Origin of the sequence: Paenarthrobacter sp. NPDC089714 (assembly GCF_044748905.1) — a bacterium.
GTDB lineage: Bacteria > Actinomycetota > Actinomycetes > Actinomycetales > Micrococcaceae > Arthrobacter.
In genome coordinates, this window is sequence record NZ_JBIVGX010000006.1 from 196494 (window position 1) to 213553 (window position 17060).

At 64.0% G+C, this 17060-nt stretch carries 14 protein-coding genes; all 14 read right to left on the bottom strand.

Annotated elements, in window-relative coordinates:
- Positions 1 to 11: 11 nt before the first annotated feature.
- The 14 genes from ftsZ to ACIPY3_RS13070 all read right to left on the bottom strand — a co-directional run bounded on the left by ftsZ (position 12) and on the right by ACIPY3_RS13070 (position 17042).
- Positions 12 to 1232 (bottom strand): cell division protein FtsZ, encoded by a 1221-nt coding sequence (gene ftsZ / locus ACIPY3_RS13005; protein WP_400271631.1) that lies wholly within the window; start codon positions 1230 to 1232, stop codon positions 12 to 14.
- A gap of 216 nt (positions 1233 to 1448) precedes the next feature.
- Positions 1449 to 2420 carry an FtsQ-type POTRA domain-containing protein gene (locus tag ACIPY3_RS13010; RefSeq protein ID WP_400334644.1) on the bottom strand — a complete coding sequence of 324 codons (972 nt, stop codon included), beginning with the start codon at positions 2418 to 2420 and terminating at the stop codon, positions 1449 to 1451.
- Positions 2413 to 3783, bottom strand: coding sequence for a UDP-N-acetylmuramate--L-alanine ligase (gene murC / locus ACIPY3_RS13015; RefSeq protein WP_400334646.1), 1371 nt, complete (start codon positions 3781 to 3783; stop codon positions 2413 to 2415). The genes ACIPY3_RS13010 and murC overlap by 8 nt, the downstream gene beginning before the upstream one ends.
- On the bottom strand, positions 3780 to 4898 hold the full coding sequence (gene murG / locus ACIPY3_RS13020) for an undecaprenyldiphospho-muramoylpentapeptide beta-N-acetylglucosaminyltransferase (protein WP_400334649.1): 1119 nt from the start codon (positions 4896 to 4898) through the stop codon (positions 3780 to 3782). Before murG ends, murC begins: the two co-directional genes overlap by 4 nt.
- A complete protein-coding gene (gene ftsW, locus ACIPY3_RS13025; protein ID WP_400334651.1) occupies positions 4895 to 6205 on the bottom strand; it encodes a putative lipid II flippase FtsW in 1311 nt (436 codons plus the stop codon). The genes murG and ftsW overlap by 4 nt, the downstream gene beginning before the upstream one ends.
- Before the next feature lie 2 nt (positions 6206 to 6207).
- Positions 6208 to 7788: a UDP-N-acetylmuramoyl-L-alanine--D-glutamate ligase gene (murD, locus tag ACIPY3_RS13030; protein ID WP_400334652.1), complete on the bottom strand. Its 1581-nt coding sequence runs from the start codon at positions 7786 to 7788 to the stop codon at positions 6208 to 6210.
- Positions 7770 to 8879, bottom strand: coding sequence for a phospho-N-acetylmuramoyl-pentapeptide-transferase (mraY, locus tag ACIPY3_RS13035; RefSeq protein WP_400334654.1), 1110 nt, complete (start codon positions 8877 to 8879; stop codon positions 7770 to 7772). Before mraY ends, murD begins: the two co-directional genes overlap by 19 nt.
- Positions 8876 to 10366, bottom strand: coding sequence for a UDP-N-acetylmuramoyl-tripeptide--D-alanyl-D-alanine ligase (gene murF, locus ACIPY3_RS13040; protein WP_400334656.1), 1491 nt, complete (start codon positions 10364 to 10366; stop codon positions 8876 to 8878). The genes mraY and murF overlap by 4 nt, the downstream gene beginning before the upstream one ends.
- Before the next feature lie 6 nt (positions 10367 to 10372).
- A complete protein-coding gene (locus ACIPY3_RS13045) occupies positions 10373 to 12004 on the bottom strand; it encodes a UDP-N-acetylmuramoyl-L-alanyl-D-glutamate--2,6-diaminopimelate ligase (RefSeq protein ID WP_400334658.1) in 1632 nt (543 codons plus the stop codon).
- Positions 12005 to 12108: 104 nt separating this feature from the next.
- Positions 12109 to 13905 (bottom strand): peptidoglycan D,D-transpeptidase FtsI family protein, encoded by a 1797-nt coding sequence (locus ACIPY3_RS13050; RefSeq protein WP_400334660.1) that lies wholly within the window; start codon positions 13903 to 13905, stop codon positions 12109 to 12111.
- Positions 13906 to 13947: 42 nt separating this feature from the next.
- On the bottom strand, positions 13948 to 14613 hold the full coding sequence (locus ACIPY3_RS13055; protein WP_400334662.1) for a hypothetical protein: 666 nt from the start codon (positions 14611 to 14613) through the stop codon (positions 13948 to 13950).
- The gene (gene rsmH / locus ACIPY3_RS13060) at positions 14610 to 15608 is read right to left on the bottom strand and encodes a 16S rRNA (cytosine(1402)-N(4))-methyltransferase RsmH (protein WP_400334663.1); all 999 of its coding nucleotides are present in this window, start codon (positions 15606 to 15608) and stop codon (positions 14610 to 14612) included. The genes ACIPY3_RS13055 and rsmH overlap by 4 nt, the downstream gene beginning before the upstream one ends.
- A 164-nt stretch (positions 15609 to 15772) precedes the next feature.
- Positions 15773 to 16204, bottom strand: a complete 432-nt coding sequence (gene mraZ / locus ACIPY3_RS13065; RefSeq protein WP_397322897.1) for a division/cell wall cluster transcriptional repressor MraZ — start codon at positions 16202 to 16204, stop codon at positions 15773 to 15775.
- A gap of 469 nt (positions 16205 to 16673) precedes the next feature.
- Entirely contained in the window at positions 16674 to 17042 is a 369-nt protein-coding gene (locus tag ACIPY3_RS13070) for a DUF3040 domain-containing protein (protein WP_397322898.1), read from the bottom strand.
- Positions 17043 to 17060 lie beyond the last annotated feature (18 nt).

A 17060-nucleotide genomic window follows, 5' to 3' on the forward strand; every position in this document is an offset into this window, starting at 1 on the left:
ACTCCCGATGCTTACTTAAGGAAGTCGGGAACGTCGAGGTCGTCCGAACGGTTGCCGGACAGATCCGGTTCGACGACGGCCGGAAGGTCCACGTCGAAGCCCGAGTCGGCAGGCAAGGCCGCGGGACGCTGCTGTCCCCAGTTGCTGAGGCTCGCAGCGCCGACTCCGGCCGTGGCGTGCTGCGGTGCTGCCGCGCTGGCCGGGGCCGCCGAAGGTGCAGCCGGACGGTCGGCCTGAACCGGGTTTTGCGCGGGCCGCGACTGGTCCATGGACGGCGACGTCGCCTTCACGTCGTCAAAGCCTGCAGCAATGACCGTAACCCGGGCTTCGTCGCCCAGGGCGTCGTCGATCACGGCACCGAAGATGATGTTGGCTTCCGGGTGGGCCACTTCCTGGACCAACCGGGCGGCCTCGTTGATTTCGAACAGACCAAGGTCCGAGCCGCCCTGGATGGACAGCAGGACACCGTGGGCACCGTCGATGGAGGCCTCCAGGAGCGGCGAGGCGATGGCAAGCTCCGCTGCCTTGACTGCCCGGTCTTCGCCGCGGGCGGAGCCAATGCCCATGAGGGCCGATCCCGCACCCTGCATCACGGACTTCACGTCGGCGAAGTCAAGGTTGATCAGGCCGGGAGTCGTGATGAGGTCAGTGATGCCCTGTACACCCGAAAGGAGCACCTGGTCAGCCGAGCGGAAAGCGTCCAGGACGGAGACGTTACGGTCGCTGATGGAGAGGAGCCGGTCGTTGGGGATGACGATCAGGGTGTCGACTTCATCGCGCAACGCATCGATGCCGGCCTCGGCGGAACCTGCGCGGCGCCGGCCTTCGAAGGTGAACGGACGGGTTACCACGCCGATGGTCAGGGCGCCAAGCGAGCGGGCGATGCGGGCAACCACGGGGGCGCCGCCAGTGCCGGTCCCACCGCCTTCGCCCGCCGTGACGAAGACCATGTCTGCGCCGCGAAGGACCTCCTCGATCTCGTCGGCGTGATCCTCGGCGGCCTGCTTGCCAACCTCCGGGTTGGCACCTGCGCCGAGGCCACGGGTGAGTTCGCGTCCAACGTCAAGCTTGACGTCGGCATCGCTCATGAGCAGCGCCTGCGCGTCAGTGTTGATGGCGATGAACTCGACCCCGCGAAGGCCCACTTCGATCATCCGGTTGACTGCATTCACGCCACCGCCGCCGATGCCGACGACCTTGATGACGGCCAAGTAATTCTGCGGTGCTGCCACGTTTCGTGCCCCTTGCTTGTGTCCTATTGCGAAACTGATCGAGTCCAACGTGAATCCTTGGACCTTAACCCTCTAGTTGAAGGTTATAGTTATGTCAAGTAACTCTACAGCGACGGTATTTGCTCTGCTTCACTCATGCAATGACCGCTTGCGCGTGTCGCTTGATTGAGCAGAAATAAGGCCCATCTCCGCCAGTCGGGTTACCTTGTGAAACAGCTATTTTGTGAACGGATGCCGCGGCACGCTGACGTCGTAGACGCTCACGGCCACCTTGGGATCGGGCGGCATCTTCAACAATGCCTCAAGCGCCTTCGCCTTCAGTTCCCTGTCCTCGGCATTGCCCCACACTACCGTCTTTCCGTCCACCAATTTTAGCTCCACCGCGTCCGGCGAAGCAGCCGATGCCGTGGACATTTTGGCCAACACATCCGCCGGCAAGGTGTTCAGGACGGCAGCGATCGACTTAAAGAGTGCGGTGTTGCCGGCTCCGGCACCCGCGTCAATCAGGGGCAACGCGACGGCGGACTGGTCCTGCGTGGCTCCGAGCTGCACGCCATCCACGTCGACCATGACGAAAGAGTCCCCTTGTTTCAACAACGCCACCGGTACACGCTCCTCCACATGCACCAGGAGTTCGGACGGAGGCCGGGCCTCGATGGTGGCCGAGCGCACCTGCACCAACGGCTTGAGCAGTTCACCCACTTCCTGTTCCGTCACCTGGGGAAGCGGTTTGCCCTGGACCTTGGCCAGTGCAGTCCGGACCGCATCCGGCGTCAGGAGCTTGGTCCCGTCCACCGTGATGGTCCGGACCGCCAAGGCCGGCGAAAAGACAGCGCCGCCAACCACCAGGGCAACAACGGCCAGGACCCCCAGGAGGGTCCAGAGGACGTGGCGCCTGACCCGCCGTCGCTTCGGTTCCGGAAAGGCAATGACGTTGCCGGGGTCGGTCATCTCGCCGGATGCCGGGCTTGCCGCTTTGCCTCCGCGCTTGCCGCTCCGAACGGCCTTGCCCTTCGGCGAAATCTTCGGGGCCAACGTGTCTTTTGCGGTGGAGATATTCACCGCGGGCTCCACGGCGCGCTCGGCACTGATCACGACCGGGTCCTGCTTGCCGATGGCCGGGGATCCCGGCGCAGCGCGCTGGGCGTCGCTCCCGGGTTTGAAGGTTGGCCTGCGGGTACTAGCCATCCAGTGCCTCCACGATCGCGGGTCCGTAGGCGGTAACGTCCCCCGCCCCTACGGTGAGGACAACGTCCCCGTCCCTCGCGCCCGAAACGAGGGCAGAGACGGCATCGGCCGCCGACACCAGGCGGCCGCGCGAGAGCTTGTCCGCGATGAGCGCGCTCGTCACACCGGGAATCGGATCTTCGCGGGCAGGGTAGATGTCCAGCACCAGGGCGGTGTCCGCCAGGTCCAGAGCTCCGGCAAACTCGGCGGCGAATTCCCGGGTCCTGGAGAACAAATGCGGTTGGAAGAGGACGTGCACTTTGTTGTCACCGGCTACCGACTTTGCAGCCGACAGGGCCGCGCGGACCTCGGTGGGGTGGTGTGCATAGTCATCGTAGACCCGCACTCCCCTGCCCTCTCCTTTGAATTCGAAGCGCCGCGAGGCACCCGTGAAGTGTCCCAAGGCTGCGGCAGCTGCGACCGGGTCCACGCCCAGTTCGAGCGCAACACCAAAGGCTGCGGCCGCATTCAGGGCATTGTGCCGGCCAGGCACCTGCAGGTGCACTGCGTGGCTGGCACCGTCGACGGCGATCGAAACGTTTCCGGTTCCGTCGTCTTCAAGGCGGATACCGGCGTCGTTCGTGGTTCCGTAGGTGAGCACCCGGGCGGTTCCGCTGGCGGCGGTACGTTCAGCAAGTGCTCTGGCGCCGGCATCGTCGGCGCATGCCAGCAGGAGGCCTTCCGGCGGCAAAAGCGCGGCAAAGGCGTCAAAGGACGCAAAGACGGCCTCCGCCGTCCCGTAGTGGTCCAGATGGTCTGCCTCGACGTTGGTCACGACGGCGATGAGAGGGCGGTAGTTCAGGAAGGAACCATCCGATTCATCGGCCTCGGCCACGAAGATGTCCGAAGTACCACGGGCGGCGTTGACCCCGAGGGACGGCACGTTCGCGCCGATGGCAAACGTGGGATCGAAACCAGCTTCCTTCAGCAGCACGGCAACCATGGAGGTGGTTGTCGATTTACCGTGGGTTCCTGCGACGGTGACCACTTTGTGGCCCGCCATGGTGGCAGCCAGCGCTTCCGAACGGTGGAGGACGGGAAGGCCTGCCTGCCGGGCAGCGGCGAGCTCCGCGTTGTCGTCGCGGATCGCGGAGCCGGCTACGACTGTCTGGGCATCTCCCAGGTGGCCGGCGTCGTAGCCGACGTTGATGCGTGCACCCGCTGCCGCAAGGTCATGCATGACCGGGAGGTCCTTGGCATCGCTGCCGCTCACGGGCACGCCACTGGCCACCATGATCCGGGCCACGGCAGACATGCCTACCCCGCCTATCCCGATGAAGTGGACACGGCCAAGGGACTCGAGTGCGTGGACAGAGTGGGTCATGCGGTTACCGCTTCCAGGACAAGATCAGCCATGCGCTGATCGGCGTTTCTAATACCAAGGTGCTCCGTGGTCCGGGCCATGGTTTCCAGGCGCTGCCGGTCGGACAAGAGAGGCACCAGCCGGGTCTCCAACCAGTCGGGAGTCAGTGCTTTGTCCTCGACGAGGAGCGCACCGCCTGCTTCCACCAAAGCCGCAGCGTTCAAGGCCTGCTCCCCATTGCCGATCGGCAAGGGAACAAAGACAGCGGGTACTCCCACCGCGGCCACTTCGCTGACGGTCGCGGCTCCGGCACGTGCCAGGAGCACGTCAGCGGCGGCGTAGACATGCTCCATGCCATCCACGTACTCGACTTGCCGGTATCCCTCGGCGGCGAGCAGGCCGCCGTCGGCGTTGTGGATGGCCTTCCCTGTTCCGGTGATATGCAGCGTCTGGATTCCCGCCGCGGCGAGTGCGGGCAAGGCGGCCGCCACTGAACGGTTGATACTGGCCGCGCCCGACGATCCACCAGTAACGATGAGTGCGGGCCGGTCGGCATCCAAACCGAGCAATGCCTTGGCGGCAGGGGCCGCCGAGGCACGGTCCAATCCTGAAATGGCCCGGCGCATGGGCATGCCCACGTGGCGGGCGCCCCGCAGTTTGGTTCCGGCGAACGCCACGGCCACATGGTCGCTGAAACGGGCACCGACCCGGTTGGCGAGCCCGGCCTTCATGTTGGCCTCGTGGATCACGATCGGGATGCCGCGTTTGCGGGCGGCCAAGTACATGGGTGTGCACACATAACCGCCGACTCCCACAAGCACGTCCGCCTTCGCGTCGTCGAGGATTCGGCCGGCCTGCCCGACGGCACCGGACAACCGCCCGGGCAGCTTCAGCAAGTCAAGGGAGGGGCGCCGGGGAAACGGCACCCGGTCAATGGTGGCCAACTCGTAGCCCGCCGCCGGGATCAGCCTGGTTTCCATGCCCGACGGCGTCCCTACCGCCAGGATGGCCGCGTCCTCACGCTTGGCCTTGATGGCGTCCGCGATGGCAAGGAGCGGACTGATGTGTCCGGCTGTACCGCCACCGGCGAGAACGACGGACAGCGGCCTGCTTGGCCGGGGCGAGTCAGGAGTCATGAAGTACGGGTACGCTTTCGTGCGGATTTGGGTGTTCGTCGTGGCAGGAGGCGGGGCCTCTGCTGCGGCGGCAACTGGCCCCGGGCCAAGGACAACACTACGCCCACGCCACACAGGGACATGACCAGCGCGGAGCCACCCGCGGAGATGAACGGCAGCGGGACTCCGATCACCGGAAGCAGCTGCGTGACCACCGCCATGTTCATGCTGGCCTGGCCGAGCAGCCACACCATGATGCCGCCCGCGAGCGTGCGCTGGAACGGGTCCGTCTGGCGGACCACCACGCGGAAGATCGCGATGCCCAGGACAGCGAAAAGGACCAGCACCACAATGGTGCCCACCAACCCCAATTCTTCGCCGATGATGGCAAAAATAAAGTCGTTGTGTGCTTCGGGGAGCCAGTTGTACTTTTGCCGGCTCTGGCCCAGGCCCAGCCCTGTCCAACTGCCTTGCGCCAGTCCGTACATGCCGTTGGTGGATTGGTAGCTGAAGTCCGAGTCCGCCGTACAGGAGTCACCCGCGACTCCCAGCCAAGCGGTCACGCGGCACATGCGGTTGGGGCTGATCACGGTCATCGCAGTGGCGCCGAGGGCACCGACGGCGCCCGCAATCGCCAGCATCCTGCCAGGAACGCCGCCGAAGTAGAGTCCAGCCGCGATGATGGCCATGACCACTATCGCCGTGCCAAGGTCATTGCCGATGAGGATCAAGCCCAGAACCAAACCGGCCCCCGGAACAACCGGGATGATGACGTGCAGCCAGCGGTCCAGGTACTTTTCCTTGCGCGCCAGAACCGCCGCGATCCACACGCAGAGCACCAGTTTGGAAATTTCCGAGGGCTGGATGCTGATGCCACCGATGTCCAGCCAGTTCTGGTTACCCAGGGCGCTGCGTCCAAACACCTGCACAGCTATCAGCAGGATCACGACAGCGCCGAGTCCCCACCAGGACAGCTTCTTCATCCAGCTCACGTTGGTCCGCGAAATGACGTACATGGCAACGAGCCCCACTACGCCGAACATCGCCTGCTTCAGGGCGTCGGCATACGGCGACTTGCCTTCCGAGATGGCTTCGACGCTGGAGGCCGACAACACCATCATCACGCCAATTGCCGTCAACGCCATGGCGCAGCCGAGGATGAGGTAATACGTGGAACTGTTGGGGGCCTTGCTCTTGCCTTCCAGGCCCTCCCAAAATTTCCGGAGGTGTCCGCGGAGTCCCTTGGGCTGATTGCCGGGAGCCCCGGGGGTCTTGGCTTTCCCGGTACCGCCGGCGTCGCCGCGGCTACGGGTGGGCGTGCTGACCATTGCTACTCCTCGGTGGTCTGTGCCTGCCCTTCCACGAGCTCGCGGACTGCCTGGATGAAAGCATCGCCACGGTGAGCGTAGGAAGAGAACTGATCCATGGAGGCTGCAGCAGGTGCCATGAGGACGGTGTCCCCCGGCTGTGCCACACCCGCTGCCGATGCCACGGCCTGGGCCATGATGGTCTCACCAAAAATCGGTGAGGCAGCTGCGGTCTCCACCTTTTCAGTTTCGCTCTTCGGTTGCGCTATTACGGGGACATTGGGTGCGTGTCGCCTGAGGGACCCCTCCAAGGCCTCGGTATCGATCCCGATGAGCACCACGGCCTTGAGCCGCGCAGCCTGTTCCTTCACGAGGTCGTCATAGTTGACTCCCTTGGACAGGCCACCGGCAATCCAGACCACGTTGTGGAAAGCGGAGAGGGCCGCAGCCGCGGCATGGGGGTTGGTGGCCTTGGAGTCGTTGATCCACAGGACGTCGTTGTGTTTGGCAACGGCCTGGATCCGGTGGGCACCTGGAAGGAAGTTGACCAGGCCTTGCTTGACCGCGGACGGCTCAACTCCGTAAGCACGGACCAGTGCGGCGGCCGCCAACGCATTGGCCACCATGTGGCGCGGAGCCACCGGGCCGAGATCCGACATGGCAGCGAGTTCCGCGGCCGAGTCCTTCCGTTCCGGGATGAAGGCCCGGTCCACGAGAAGGCCCTCCACCACGCCGACCATGCTGATGGACGGCGTGTTGGTGGTGAAGGCGACCGCACGGCACCCCTCCACGACGTCGGCATTCTCCACCATGCGCTCGGTTTCGATTTGCTCGGCGTTGTAGATGGCTGCAATCCGGGTGTTCTCATACACCTTGGCTTTGTCCGCAAGGTAGGACTCGTAGGAACCATGCCAATCCACATGGTCCTCGGCGACGTTGAGGCAAACACTGGCCACAGGTGAGAGGGAGTGGCTCCAGTGCAGCTGGAAACTGGACAGTTCCACGGCAAAGGCGTCGTACTCCACGGGATCGCGCAGGGCGTCCAGAATTGGCGTGCCTACGTTCCCCACGGCAATGGCCTTGAGCCCCGCGGCCTGCAGCATGGACTCGGTCATTCCCACCGTGGTGGTTTTGCCGTTGGTTCCCGTGATCGCCAGCCAGTCCGCCGTTTTCCGGCCCTCGCGCACACGGAGGCGCCACGCCAGTTCCACATCGCCCCAGACCGGGATGTGTTTGCGTTTGGCTGCAGCCAACAAGGCTTGGTCGGGCCGCCATCCCGGAGAGGTGACGACGAGTTCGGGTTTTTCACCGTCGATCAACGGCAGGACGCTGACGGCGTCTTCGCCGAGGAGCACGTCCACGGCCCCCACGATCTTCAGGGTGTCGGCCTGTGCCTTGGCCTTCGCCGAAGTGGCGGCATCCACCACCACTACCCGGGCACCGAGTTCAATCAGCGTATCCGCCGCGGCGAATCCCGACACGCCGATGCCGGTAACTACGACGCGAAGTCCGCTCCAGGCCGAATCCCAGGTGGTGAGGTCCTTGAGCCTCTCGTTGTCCGCTTGCGTTGTTTCGGGGCCGTGGTTCACAGCAGCACCACCCATTCAGCGTAGAAAATACCCAGGCCTGCGGCCACGAACAGGCCGGCCAGGATCCAGAACCTGACCACCACCGTGACTTCCGCCCAGCCCTTGAGTTCAAAGTGGTGTTGCAGCGGTGCCATCTTGAAGACGCGTTTGCCACCGGACAACCTGAAGAAACCCACCTGGATGATCACGGACAGCGTGATCAGCACGAAGAGGCCGCCGATGAAAGCCAGGAGCAGTTCCGTCCGGGAAAGGATGGCGAAGCCGGCTACGGCACCACCGATCGCCAGTGAGCCGGTGTCCCCCATGAAGATCTTGGCGGGCGAGGTGTTCCACCACAGGAAACCCACCAGGGCCGCACTGAGGATCGCGGCAAGGAGGGCGAGGTCCATGGGGTCGCGCACCTGGTAGCACCCGCTCCCGGCTTCCCGGGGGGACCCGCAGGCCTGGTTGTTCTGCCAGATACCCATGATGGTATAGGCGCCAAAGACCATGATGGAGGCGCCCGCCGCGAGGCCATCGAGCCCATCGGTGAGGTTCACGCCGTTGGTAGCGGCGGTGATGATCAGGTTGGACCAGATGATGAAGAGGATTGCACCTACCACTGTCCCCGCAAAGGCAAGGTCCAGCCAGGGTATGTCGCGTACCAGTGAAATCTGGGTGGAGGCCGGCCGCAGCCCGTCTTCGTTGGGGAACTGAAGCACCAGGATCGCGAAGATGATGCCGACGGCGGCCTGCAGGATCAGCTTGGCCCGGGCGTTCAGTCCGAGGCTGCGTTTGTTGGAGATCTTGATGAAGTCGTCCAGGAATCCTACGAAACCCATGCCCACCATGAGGAACAGCAGAAGCAATCCCGAAGCGGACGGTCCCGGTGACCGCGGGTTCATCAACCACATGATGAGGTGCGTGACGAAGTAGCTCACCAGGACTGCCGCCACCACCACGGTGCCACCCATGGTGGGCGTACCGCGCTTTGTATGGTGCGAGGTGGGTCCGTCGTCGCGGATGAACTGGCCATAGCTCTTGGCCACGAGGAACCGGATGAAGAGGGGCGTGCCTATGAGGGCCACCAAAAGGGCGACGCCGGCGCCGATCAAAAGTGCAATCACAGCAGCTCGTTCCCTTCGCTTGCGGCTTTGTTCGCCGCGTCTTCCCCGGTGGGCTCGGCCCGTGGGGGTAATGCTATCCGATCGCCCAAGTGCCGCAGCCCAACGCCGTTGGAGGACTTGAACAGGACGAGGTCGCCGGGTTGGAGTTCCCGTTGCAGCAGTTCGTAGGCTTCATCCGCGGTTTCCGTGAACGAGCATTCGTCTCCCCAGGATCCTTCCTGGATGGCGGAGACGTACAGGGCGCGGGCTTCGCGGCCTACCACCACCAGACGGGAGATGTTCAGCCGGACTACCTGCGTGCCCACCGCTGTGTGCTCGCGGATGGAGTCCTCCCCCAACTCGAGCATGGCACCCAGGACCGCCCACGTACGGCGTCCCTGGCCCAAGTCAGCGAGCGTCCGCAGGGCGGCACGCATGGATTCCGGGTTGGCGTTGTAGGCGTCGTTGATGATGGTGACGCCATCGGGCCGTTCCGTCCGCTCCATCCGCCACCGGCTGGCAGCCGACTGTGAGCTGAGTGACGCCGCAATGTCAGCGGCAGGAATGCCCGCCGCAAATGCCGCGGACGCAGCGGCGAGGAGGTTGGTGATGTGGTGTCCACCGATGAGCTTGCTCCGCACCTCGACGGCCGGACCGCCGTCGGGCAGTACCAGCTGGAAGTCCGGGTGCCCCTCGGAATTCACCACCACGTTGCGGGCTTCCACTTCTTCCGTTGTGGCCGGCGAGGAGGTAAATCCGAGGACGTGGGCTGTGGTCCGTGAACGCATGGCGGCCACGCGGCCGTCGTCGAGGTTGATGACGGCAGTGCCGTTCCCGCCGAGCGCCTCGACCAGTTCACCCTTGGTCTTGGCGATGTTCTCGACGCCGCCGAATTCGCCGGCGTGGGCGGTACCCACTACCAGCACCACCCCGATGTCCGGCTTCACCATGTCAGCGAGGTACTTGATGTGGCCCAGGCCCGTGGCCCCCATCTCGATGACCAGGAACCGCGTGTCTGCCGTTGCGGTGAAGACAGTGAGCGGAACGCCTACCTCTCCGTTATAGGAGCCTTGCGGAGCCACCGTGGGCCCGGCCTGGGACAGGATGCCGGCCAGGAGGTCCTTGGTGGTGGTTTTTCCAGCTGACCCGGTGATTCCGATGACCGTAAAGTCCTCACCGCGCCCGGTGCGTTCGGCCCGGATGCGGCGGACGGCTTCAGCAGCCAAGGCGCCCATGGCGAGCACAGCATCGTCAACCACGACGGCGGGATACGGCTTGCCGTCGGGTCCGGTGACTTCGCGTTCGCCCAGGACCAGGACGGCGCCGCGCTCAAACGCCGCGTTGACGAAGTCGTGGCCGTCTGCGTGCTCTCCGGGCTTGGCAACATAGAGCGAACCCTGGGTTGCTTCCCTTGAATCGGTGACCACGGAAACGGGCACGATGTCCCCGCTCCCGGTCAAGCGGCCATGGGTGATGTCGGCGATCTCCGCCGCAGTAAATGCAATCATCTCGGTTTAGGACTCTATCCGCTGGTCCGTTGAAACGCTGAATCCCTTGGATGTCAAGGCGTTCCGCAGTTCCACCCTGTCGTCGAGCGCCAGGTTGACACCCTTGACCTCTTGCCAGACCTCGTGTCCCCGGCCCGCGACGAGAATGGTGTCCCGGGCCGTGGCCAGGTCCACTGCCCGCCGGATGGCGGCGTCGCGGGGGTAGGATTCGATGATCTCGCAGCTCAGGCCGTCTTTGTCCCGTGCTGCCTTGGCGCCGGCAAGGACCTCGGCGCGGATGGCCGCCGGGTCTTCGTCGTGGGGATCATCGTCGCTGATGACCACGATGTCAGCGAGTTGTGCCGCGATGGCGCCCATGGTGGGGCGCTTGCCCTGGTCGCGTTGTCCTGTGGCTCCAAACACCACGATCACCCGCGATCCTTCCTCCGCCGACCGTACTGCCTTCAGGGCGCGGGCCAAAGCATCGGGGTTGTGGGCAAAATCGACGACGGAAGCGGGCTCCGTTGCCACCAACTGCATGCGGCCCGGTACCGCGACGGTCAACGGATCCTGCTGGTCCAAGGCCTTTTGCAGGGTTTCCGTGTCCACTCCGGAAGCGGCGACCATGGCCGTGGCAAGGGCCGCGTTGGCCACGTTGAAATCGCCAGGGAGCCCCGTGTGGACCTGCAGGACACGGCCGTCGCGATGGCGGAGCTCGAATTCGCTCCCCAAGCCGCGGGCCTTCACGGACGAAACGCGCCAATCGGCGTCGAAGTCGTCCGAAGCCGCCGCGAGGGTGGTGACCGGGATGTCCGCCAACTCCGCGAGCCGGCGGCCCCACGCATCGTCCACCGTCACGACGGCCTGGCGTGCGCGAGCTGCGGTAAACAACTCGGCTTTGGTCCGGAAATACTCCTCCATGCTGCCGTGGAGGTCCAGGTGGTCCTGGGTGAGGTTGGTGAAGCCGGCCACGTCAAACATCACGCCATCCACCCGCTGATAGGAGATCGCATGCGACGAGACCTCCATGGAAGCGGCGTCGAGGCCCCTTTCACGCATGAGCGAAAGCAGGCCGTGGACGTCCGTGGACTCCGGTGTGGTCAGGAGGCTGGGGATGGGTTCCCCGCCCGCCAGGATTTCGATGGTGCCAATGAGGCCCGGGACCTTGCCCAAAGCCCGCAGCAACGAATTGATGAAATACGTCGTGGTGGTCTTGCCATTGGTGCCCGTGACGCCGAACAAGGTGGGGTGCCCGCCCTCGTCCGGCTGGCTGCGGTAAATCAGGGCGGCCAAACGTCCGACGGCGGCCCTCGGCTGGTCAACCACCAGGACAGGAACGGGCTGCTCGCCTGCCAGCGCGAGTTGGCGCGCACCGGCGTCGTCAGTCACCACCGCAACAGCACCTGCTTGAACCGCCTGGTCCACGAAGTCGGCACCATGGCGGCTGGCCCCCGGGAGCGCCATGTACAGGTCTCCCGCTTCGATCGCACGGGAGTTCAGGGATATGCCTGTCACTCCCCCACCTTCGGTGGCCTCCGGCGCCGTAATACCAAGAGCTTCGGCAATGACCTCGAGGGGCACGGAAGCAACGGATGCGGGGCGGAACGCGGACCCGGCCTCCGGCGTGGCGGTGGAAGCTGCCTCATTTTGCTCTGACACGTGGTTCTCCATTGGTGCTCAGTGGAACGACCGGCCGGCTGCCAAGGGCACCGGACCGGTCGTGCTGGATCGAAACTTGGGGCCGAAACAGGCGCCCAAGAAGCTTACTTGACGAACTGCGGCAAGTGCGCGGGCGTTCCTGTGGACGGAGCCACGTTGTAGGTCCTCAGCACCTGCGACATGACGGACCGGAAGACCGGCCCGTTGGTGATGCCGTAGATGCTGCCCTTGGGGCGTTGGAGGACAACCTCCACGATGAACCGTGGGTCATCCATGGGAGCCATGCCTACCATCGAGGCTGTATAGCCATCAAAGCCCGGCAGTCCGTCCTCGCGCGGCGCCTGCGACGTTCCCGTCTTGGCTCCCACGCGGTAGCCATCGATCGCTGCGTCCTTGATCTGGCCCTCGGTGACTGCGCTCTCGAGGATGTCCCGGACCTGTTGCGCCGTTTCCTTGGTCACAACTTGCCGTGTGTCCTTGGCGGGAACCTTCTGTTCCACTCCGTCCGGGCTGACGTAACTGTCAATGAGCCGTGGCTGCAGCATCACGCCGTTGTTGGCGATGCTTTGGTAAGCGCGGACCGTTTGGAGCGTCGATTGCGAGACGCCTTGGCCGAAGAGCACCGTGTACTGCTGGCGATCGTCCCACTGCTCCGGTTTGGCAAGGATACCCGTGGCCTCGGCCGGCAAGCCGATGTCCGTTTGTTCACCGATGCCGAACTTCTTCAGCCAGTCGTATCTCTGTTCCTTGCTCAGCCTGCTGCCGGCCATGACGGTGCCGGTATTCATGGACCAGCCAAGGATGCCGGCCAGCGTCCGTTCCTCGGTGCCGTGTTCGAAAGCGTCCGTGAAGGTTTGCCCATCTATCGTGTAGGACGGCGGGATGGTGAAGTGGTCCAGCGGATTGGATTTGCCTTCCTCGATCACGGCCGCCGCAGTAATCATCTTCTCCACCGAGCCCGGCTCGTAGGCCGCCGTCACGGCGCGCACGCCGCGGTCCTTGGCATCCACCTTGCCGGGGTCATTGGGATCCGGTGCGTTCGTGTCCGCCAGGGCGATCAGGTTGCCGGTCTTGGTGTCCATCACCACAATCACGCCCCACTCGGCATTGAGCTTGTTGACCTGGCTTTGGATGGCCTGCTGGGCGAAGTACTGGATATCCGTGTTGATGGTCAGCTTGACGTCACTGCCATCCACCGCGGGTGTCAATTCGTCCGTGGCAACGGGGATGCGCAGGCCGTCAGCGCCGATCTCAAAGACGCGCTTGCCTTCCGTGCCCCGCAGCACCTCGTCCTGGGTCTGCTCAATGCCGGCCTGACCCGTGGTTCCGTCCTGGAGGAAACCGACCACCCCACCCGCCACGCTTCCGTTGGGATACACGCGTTTGCTGACGCCTTCCGCGGCAACACCCGGAACGTGGAGCTTGGAAATCCTGTCCTCGAGTTCTGGTTTGACGTCCTTGGCAACAACGAAGTATTTCTTGTCGCCCGTCACTGACTCGCGGACCTTTGCCGCATCGGTGCCAAGCAAGGTGGCCAATTCCGTGATCCCCTGGTCCCGGGAGATGGTCTCTACGGCCTCAGTCTGCTGGTTGTACCTCTTGAACTCGGTGGTTGCCGTGTTCAGGACCTGGTCCACCACGATGTTGTAGCGTATGACGCTGCTGGCCAGAACGGTCCCGTTGGCATCGACGATCTTCCCACGCTCTGCAGGCAGCACCTGGGGCGTCAGCCGGTTGGCGAGGGCAGCCTCGGCCATACCGCCCACATCCAGGCCCTGGACCATAAACAGCTTGCCACCCACCACCAGCAGCAAGGTGAGCATGATGCCCAAACCAACCCGCAGGCGTTTCCTCGCCGCCGGCACTTTCGTCTTCTTCGATTTGCCGGGGTTTTGCGCCACGTTGATTCCTTGCTGCTGGCCTTGGCTCAGTGGTCGGTTTGTTTACTGCCCTGGAGTCTTTTGCTGGGGAGCCGGGACGGACCCGCCGTGCAGTTCAGCCGGCGCAGCCGTTCCGGTTGCCGGTGCTGCCGGAGTTGTTGCCTGCGCCGGGTTTTCCGGGGCTGCGGGGGTTGCCGGCTTGAGGTTCTCCAACGGATCCTTGGTTGTCACCGACGGAACCACGTCGAGCTGTCCGGCAATCGCCGGAGGGGCAATGAGGGCCGAGGGATTGTCTCCCTTCACGGCCGGCGTTGCCTTTCCGGTGACCGTCATGGTGTTGACATCAATCTGGCCCTTGACGGTGGACTGTACCATTCCCAATTCTGCCGCTTTCGCTGCCAGATTCTGCGGAGCCTCGTAGTTCTGCTTCTTCTGTGTCAGATCCTGGTTTTCCTTGGTGAGCGTTGCGGCTTCAGCCTTCAACTGCACCAAGCGGTACTGGGCAGTGGACACGGAAATGTTCAGTACCAGCACGGTCAAAAGGGCAGCCGCCAAGGCAACCAGGCAAAGCACAACAACGGGCGTTCGACGTTTCCGGGGCGCGTTGCGGACCACCGAGAGTGGCGTCCGTTGCTTGCGTCCCTCCCCAGGCTTTCCCGCCGGGAACGGAAGTGCCCGGGCCGTGTTGCCCACCGTGGAGGGCAATGACTTCGCTGCGGCGTTGCTCATACGGCTCTCCTTGGCTTGATGCGCTCCACGGCCCGCAAGCGGGCTGACGCCGCGCGTGGGTTCTCGGCAATTTCTTCTGCAGTTGGCACCTCGGTGCCCTTGGTCAGTGTCTTCAACTCGGGCTTGTGTTCTTCCAGTTCAACGGGGAAGCCCAAGGGTGCCGAAGACTTGGATCCTGCCTGGAAGACCGACTTGACGATCTTGTCTTCCAGGGAGTGGTAGGACATGACCACCACCCGACCGCCCAGGGCCGTGGAAGCCACGGCGGCAGGGACCGCGCGTTCCAGGACGTCCAACTCCTCGTTGACTTCGATCCGCAGGGCCTGGAACGTACGTTTGGCAGGGTGCCCACCGCTCTTTGCAGCCGCTGCGGGAACCACGGCCCGGATCTGTTCCACGAGTTCCCCCGTGGTAGCGAACGGCTTCTGCGCACGGGCGCTGACAATCCTGTTGGCGATACGGCCGGCGAACTTCTCCTCGCCCCACTTGCGGATGATCCGCACCAGGTCTTCTTCGCTGTATTCATTGACCACATCGGCGGCCGTCTGTCCGCGGCTCGTGTCCATCCGCATGTCCAGCGGGGCATCGTAGGAGTACGCGAAGCCACGTTCGCGCTCATCAAGCTGCAGGGAGGACACACCCAGGTCCATCAGGATGCCATGCACCTCGTCGATCCCGAGATCCGCCAGGACCTCCTCGATCTCGTCATACACGGCGTGGACCAGGTCGGTCCGACCTGCGAAAGGCTCCAAGCGCGCACCTGCCAACGCCAGCGCTTCCTCGTCGCGGTCAATGCCCACGAGGTGCAGGTCCGGGAATCTTTGCAGCATGGCCTCGGAGTGTCCGCCCATGCCCAGCGTTGCATCGATGGCCACGGGCGTTTGGCCGCGCTTCCGGGCAGCCTCGAAGCCTGGAGCGAGGAGATTGATGCAGCGGTCTTTAAGGACGGGTACGTGGCGTTCCGATGTGGGCTTTGCCGCGTCTTGCTCCTCCACGCTGCCTCCTCTTTCCTCATTGGCCCTGCTGGTGGTTCTTGAACCGGATCCCCATCCGCGCCTATCGCCCCGCCGGCCTGGCTCCGGGGAAGGTGAGCCAGGAAAGCGGATCGATGGGCGGCTGGAGATCCCATCCAAGAACCGGTACTGCCTGTTCTGTCGGGCTAGAAGAACCCGGGCAGATTGTCATCGTCGGTCTCCGAGAAGGCGGCTTCCTTCTCGGCGAGGTACTCCTCCCAAGCTTCGGCATCCCAGATCTCAGCGCGGGTACCGGCGCCGATGACTGCCAGTTCCCTGCCGAGCCCTGCGTAAGACCGGAGCGCCGGCGGAATCGTCACGCGCCCCTGCTTGTCAGGTACCTCGTCAGAGGCTCCAGACAGAAAAACCCGAATGTAATCGCGTGCCTGCTTGGAGGACAGTGGAGCCTCCCGCATCGACTCGTGAATGCGTTCGAATTCTTTCTGGCTGAAGACGTAAATGCAGCGCTCCTGGCCCCTTGTAAGAACCAAGCCCTCAGCCAGTTCCTCGCGGAACTTGGCGGGAAGTATGATCCGGCCCTTCTCATCGAGACGCGGCGAATGGGTGCCCAGAAACACCGGCCCACCGCCCCTCAATCAAGGTGCCCGCACATACCCAGCCCTGCCATTACCCTCTTATGCGCTCCACTTTACTCCACAACGCACCACAGTCAACGCACGCCGCGGCGTTTCTCCACCACTTTGAGATTCCCGAAGGCCGGAATGACGCGGAATTCGGGGCGTGGTGGGAAGTGGAGGGTTCAGGGAAGCCGCGGCGGATTCGCCTCCCCTTGTCCTACGTCGGAAAGGTCCCGCGGGCGGAATCGCGCCAGGAATCAGCCCGACGGGAGGGAAATGGAGGGAAATCCGGAAAGGGGTGGAAAGTGGAGGGGCGGGAGCGCCCCGGGCCCGTTAAACACGAAAAGACCCTGTTCGGGTCTTATGGCGGACGCTGTTGTGGCGCTCCCTTCGGGGGCGCCACACGTCAAACTCTTGGTTGGGTAAAAGACCGGCCACTGGTGCCGGACGTCATTTCACGCCAGAACGCTCAGTTGTCGTCGCGGCGACGCTCGTCCCAGCGCTCTTCCAGGCTGCTCATGAAGGAACTCTTGGACTTGGCCTTGCCGGGCTTGCCCTTGCGTCCCTTACCGAAGGCGGCTCCACGCAGCGTTGCGAAGTAGACGCCCGCGCCCATCACCACGAAACCGAGGACGCCCACAAATATCTGCTGGAGTGAAACTCCCACAAGCAAGAGAAGAATGCCCGCAATGGCACCCAGCACACCGATGATGACGTGTCGGGTGGACCAACTGCGAATGGGATCAGACCCCATGGTGTTGGCAAACTTCGGATCGTCCTCGTGAAGCTGCTTCTCGAGTTGCTCCAGCAGCTTCTGTTCGTGCTCCGAGAGGGGCATCCCGACCTCCTTAAGTCA

Bases quoted from the DNA above. Each gene is read 5' to 3' on its own strand.
- ACIPY3_RS13055 (WP_400334662.1), bottom strand. From the start codon at position 14,613: ATGAGCAACGCCGCAGCGAAGTCATTGCCCTCCACGGTGGGCAACACG.
- murF (WP_400334656.1), bottom strand. From the start codon at position 10,366: ATGATTGCATTTACTGCGGCGGAGATCGCCGACATCACCCATGGCCGC.
- ACIPY3_RS13010 (WP_400334644.1), bottom strand. From the start codon at position 2,420: ATGGCTAGTACCCGCAGGCCAACCTTCAAACCCGGGAGCGACGCCCAG.
- murG (WP_400334649.1), bottom strand. From the start codon at position 4,898: ATGACTCCTGACTCGCCCCGGCCAAGCAGGCCGCTGTCCGTCGTTCTC.
- ACIPY3_RS13070 (WP_397322898.1), bottom strand. From the start codon at position 17,042: ATGCCCCTCTCGGAGCACGAACAGAAGCTGCTGGAGCAACTCGAGAAG.
- murC (WP_400334646.1), bottom strand. From the start codon at position 3,783: ATGACCCACTCTGTCCACGCACTCGAGTCCCTTGGCCGTGTCCACTTC.
- murD (WP_400334652.1), bottom strand. From the start codon at position 7,788: ATGGGTGGTGCTGCTGTGAACCACGGCCCCGAAACAACGCAAGCGGAC.
- ftsW (WP_400334651.1), bottom strand. From the start codon at position 6,205: ATGGTCAGCACGCCCACCCGTAGCCGCGGCGACGCCGGCGGTACCGGG.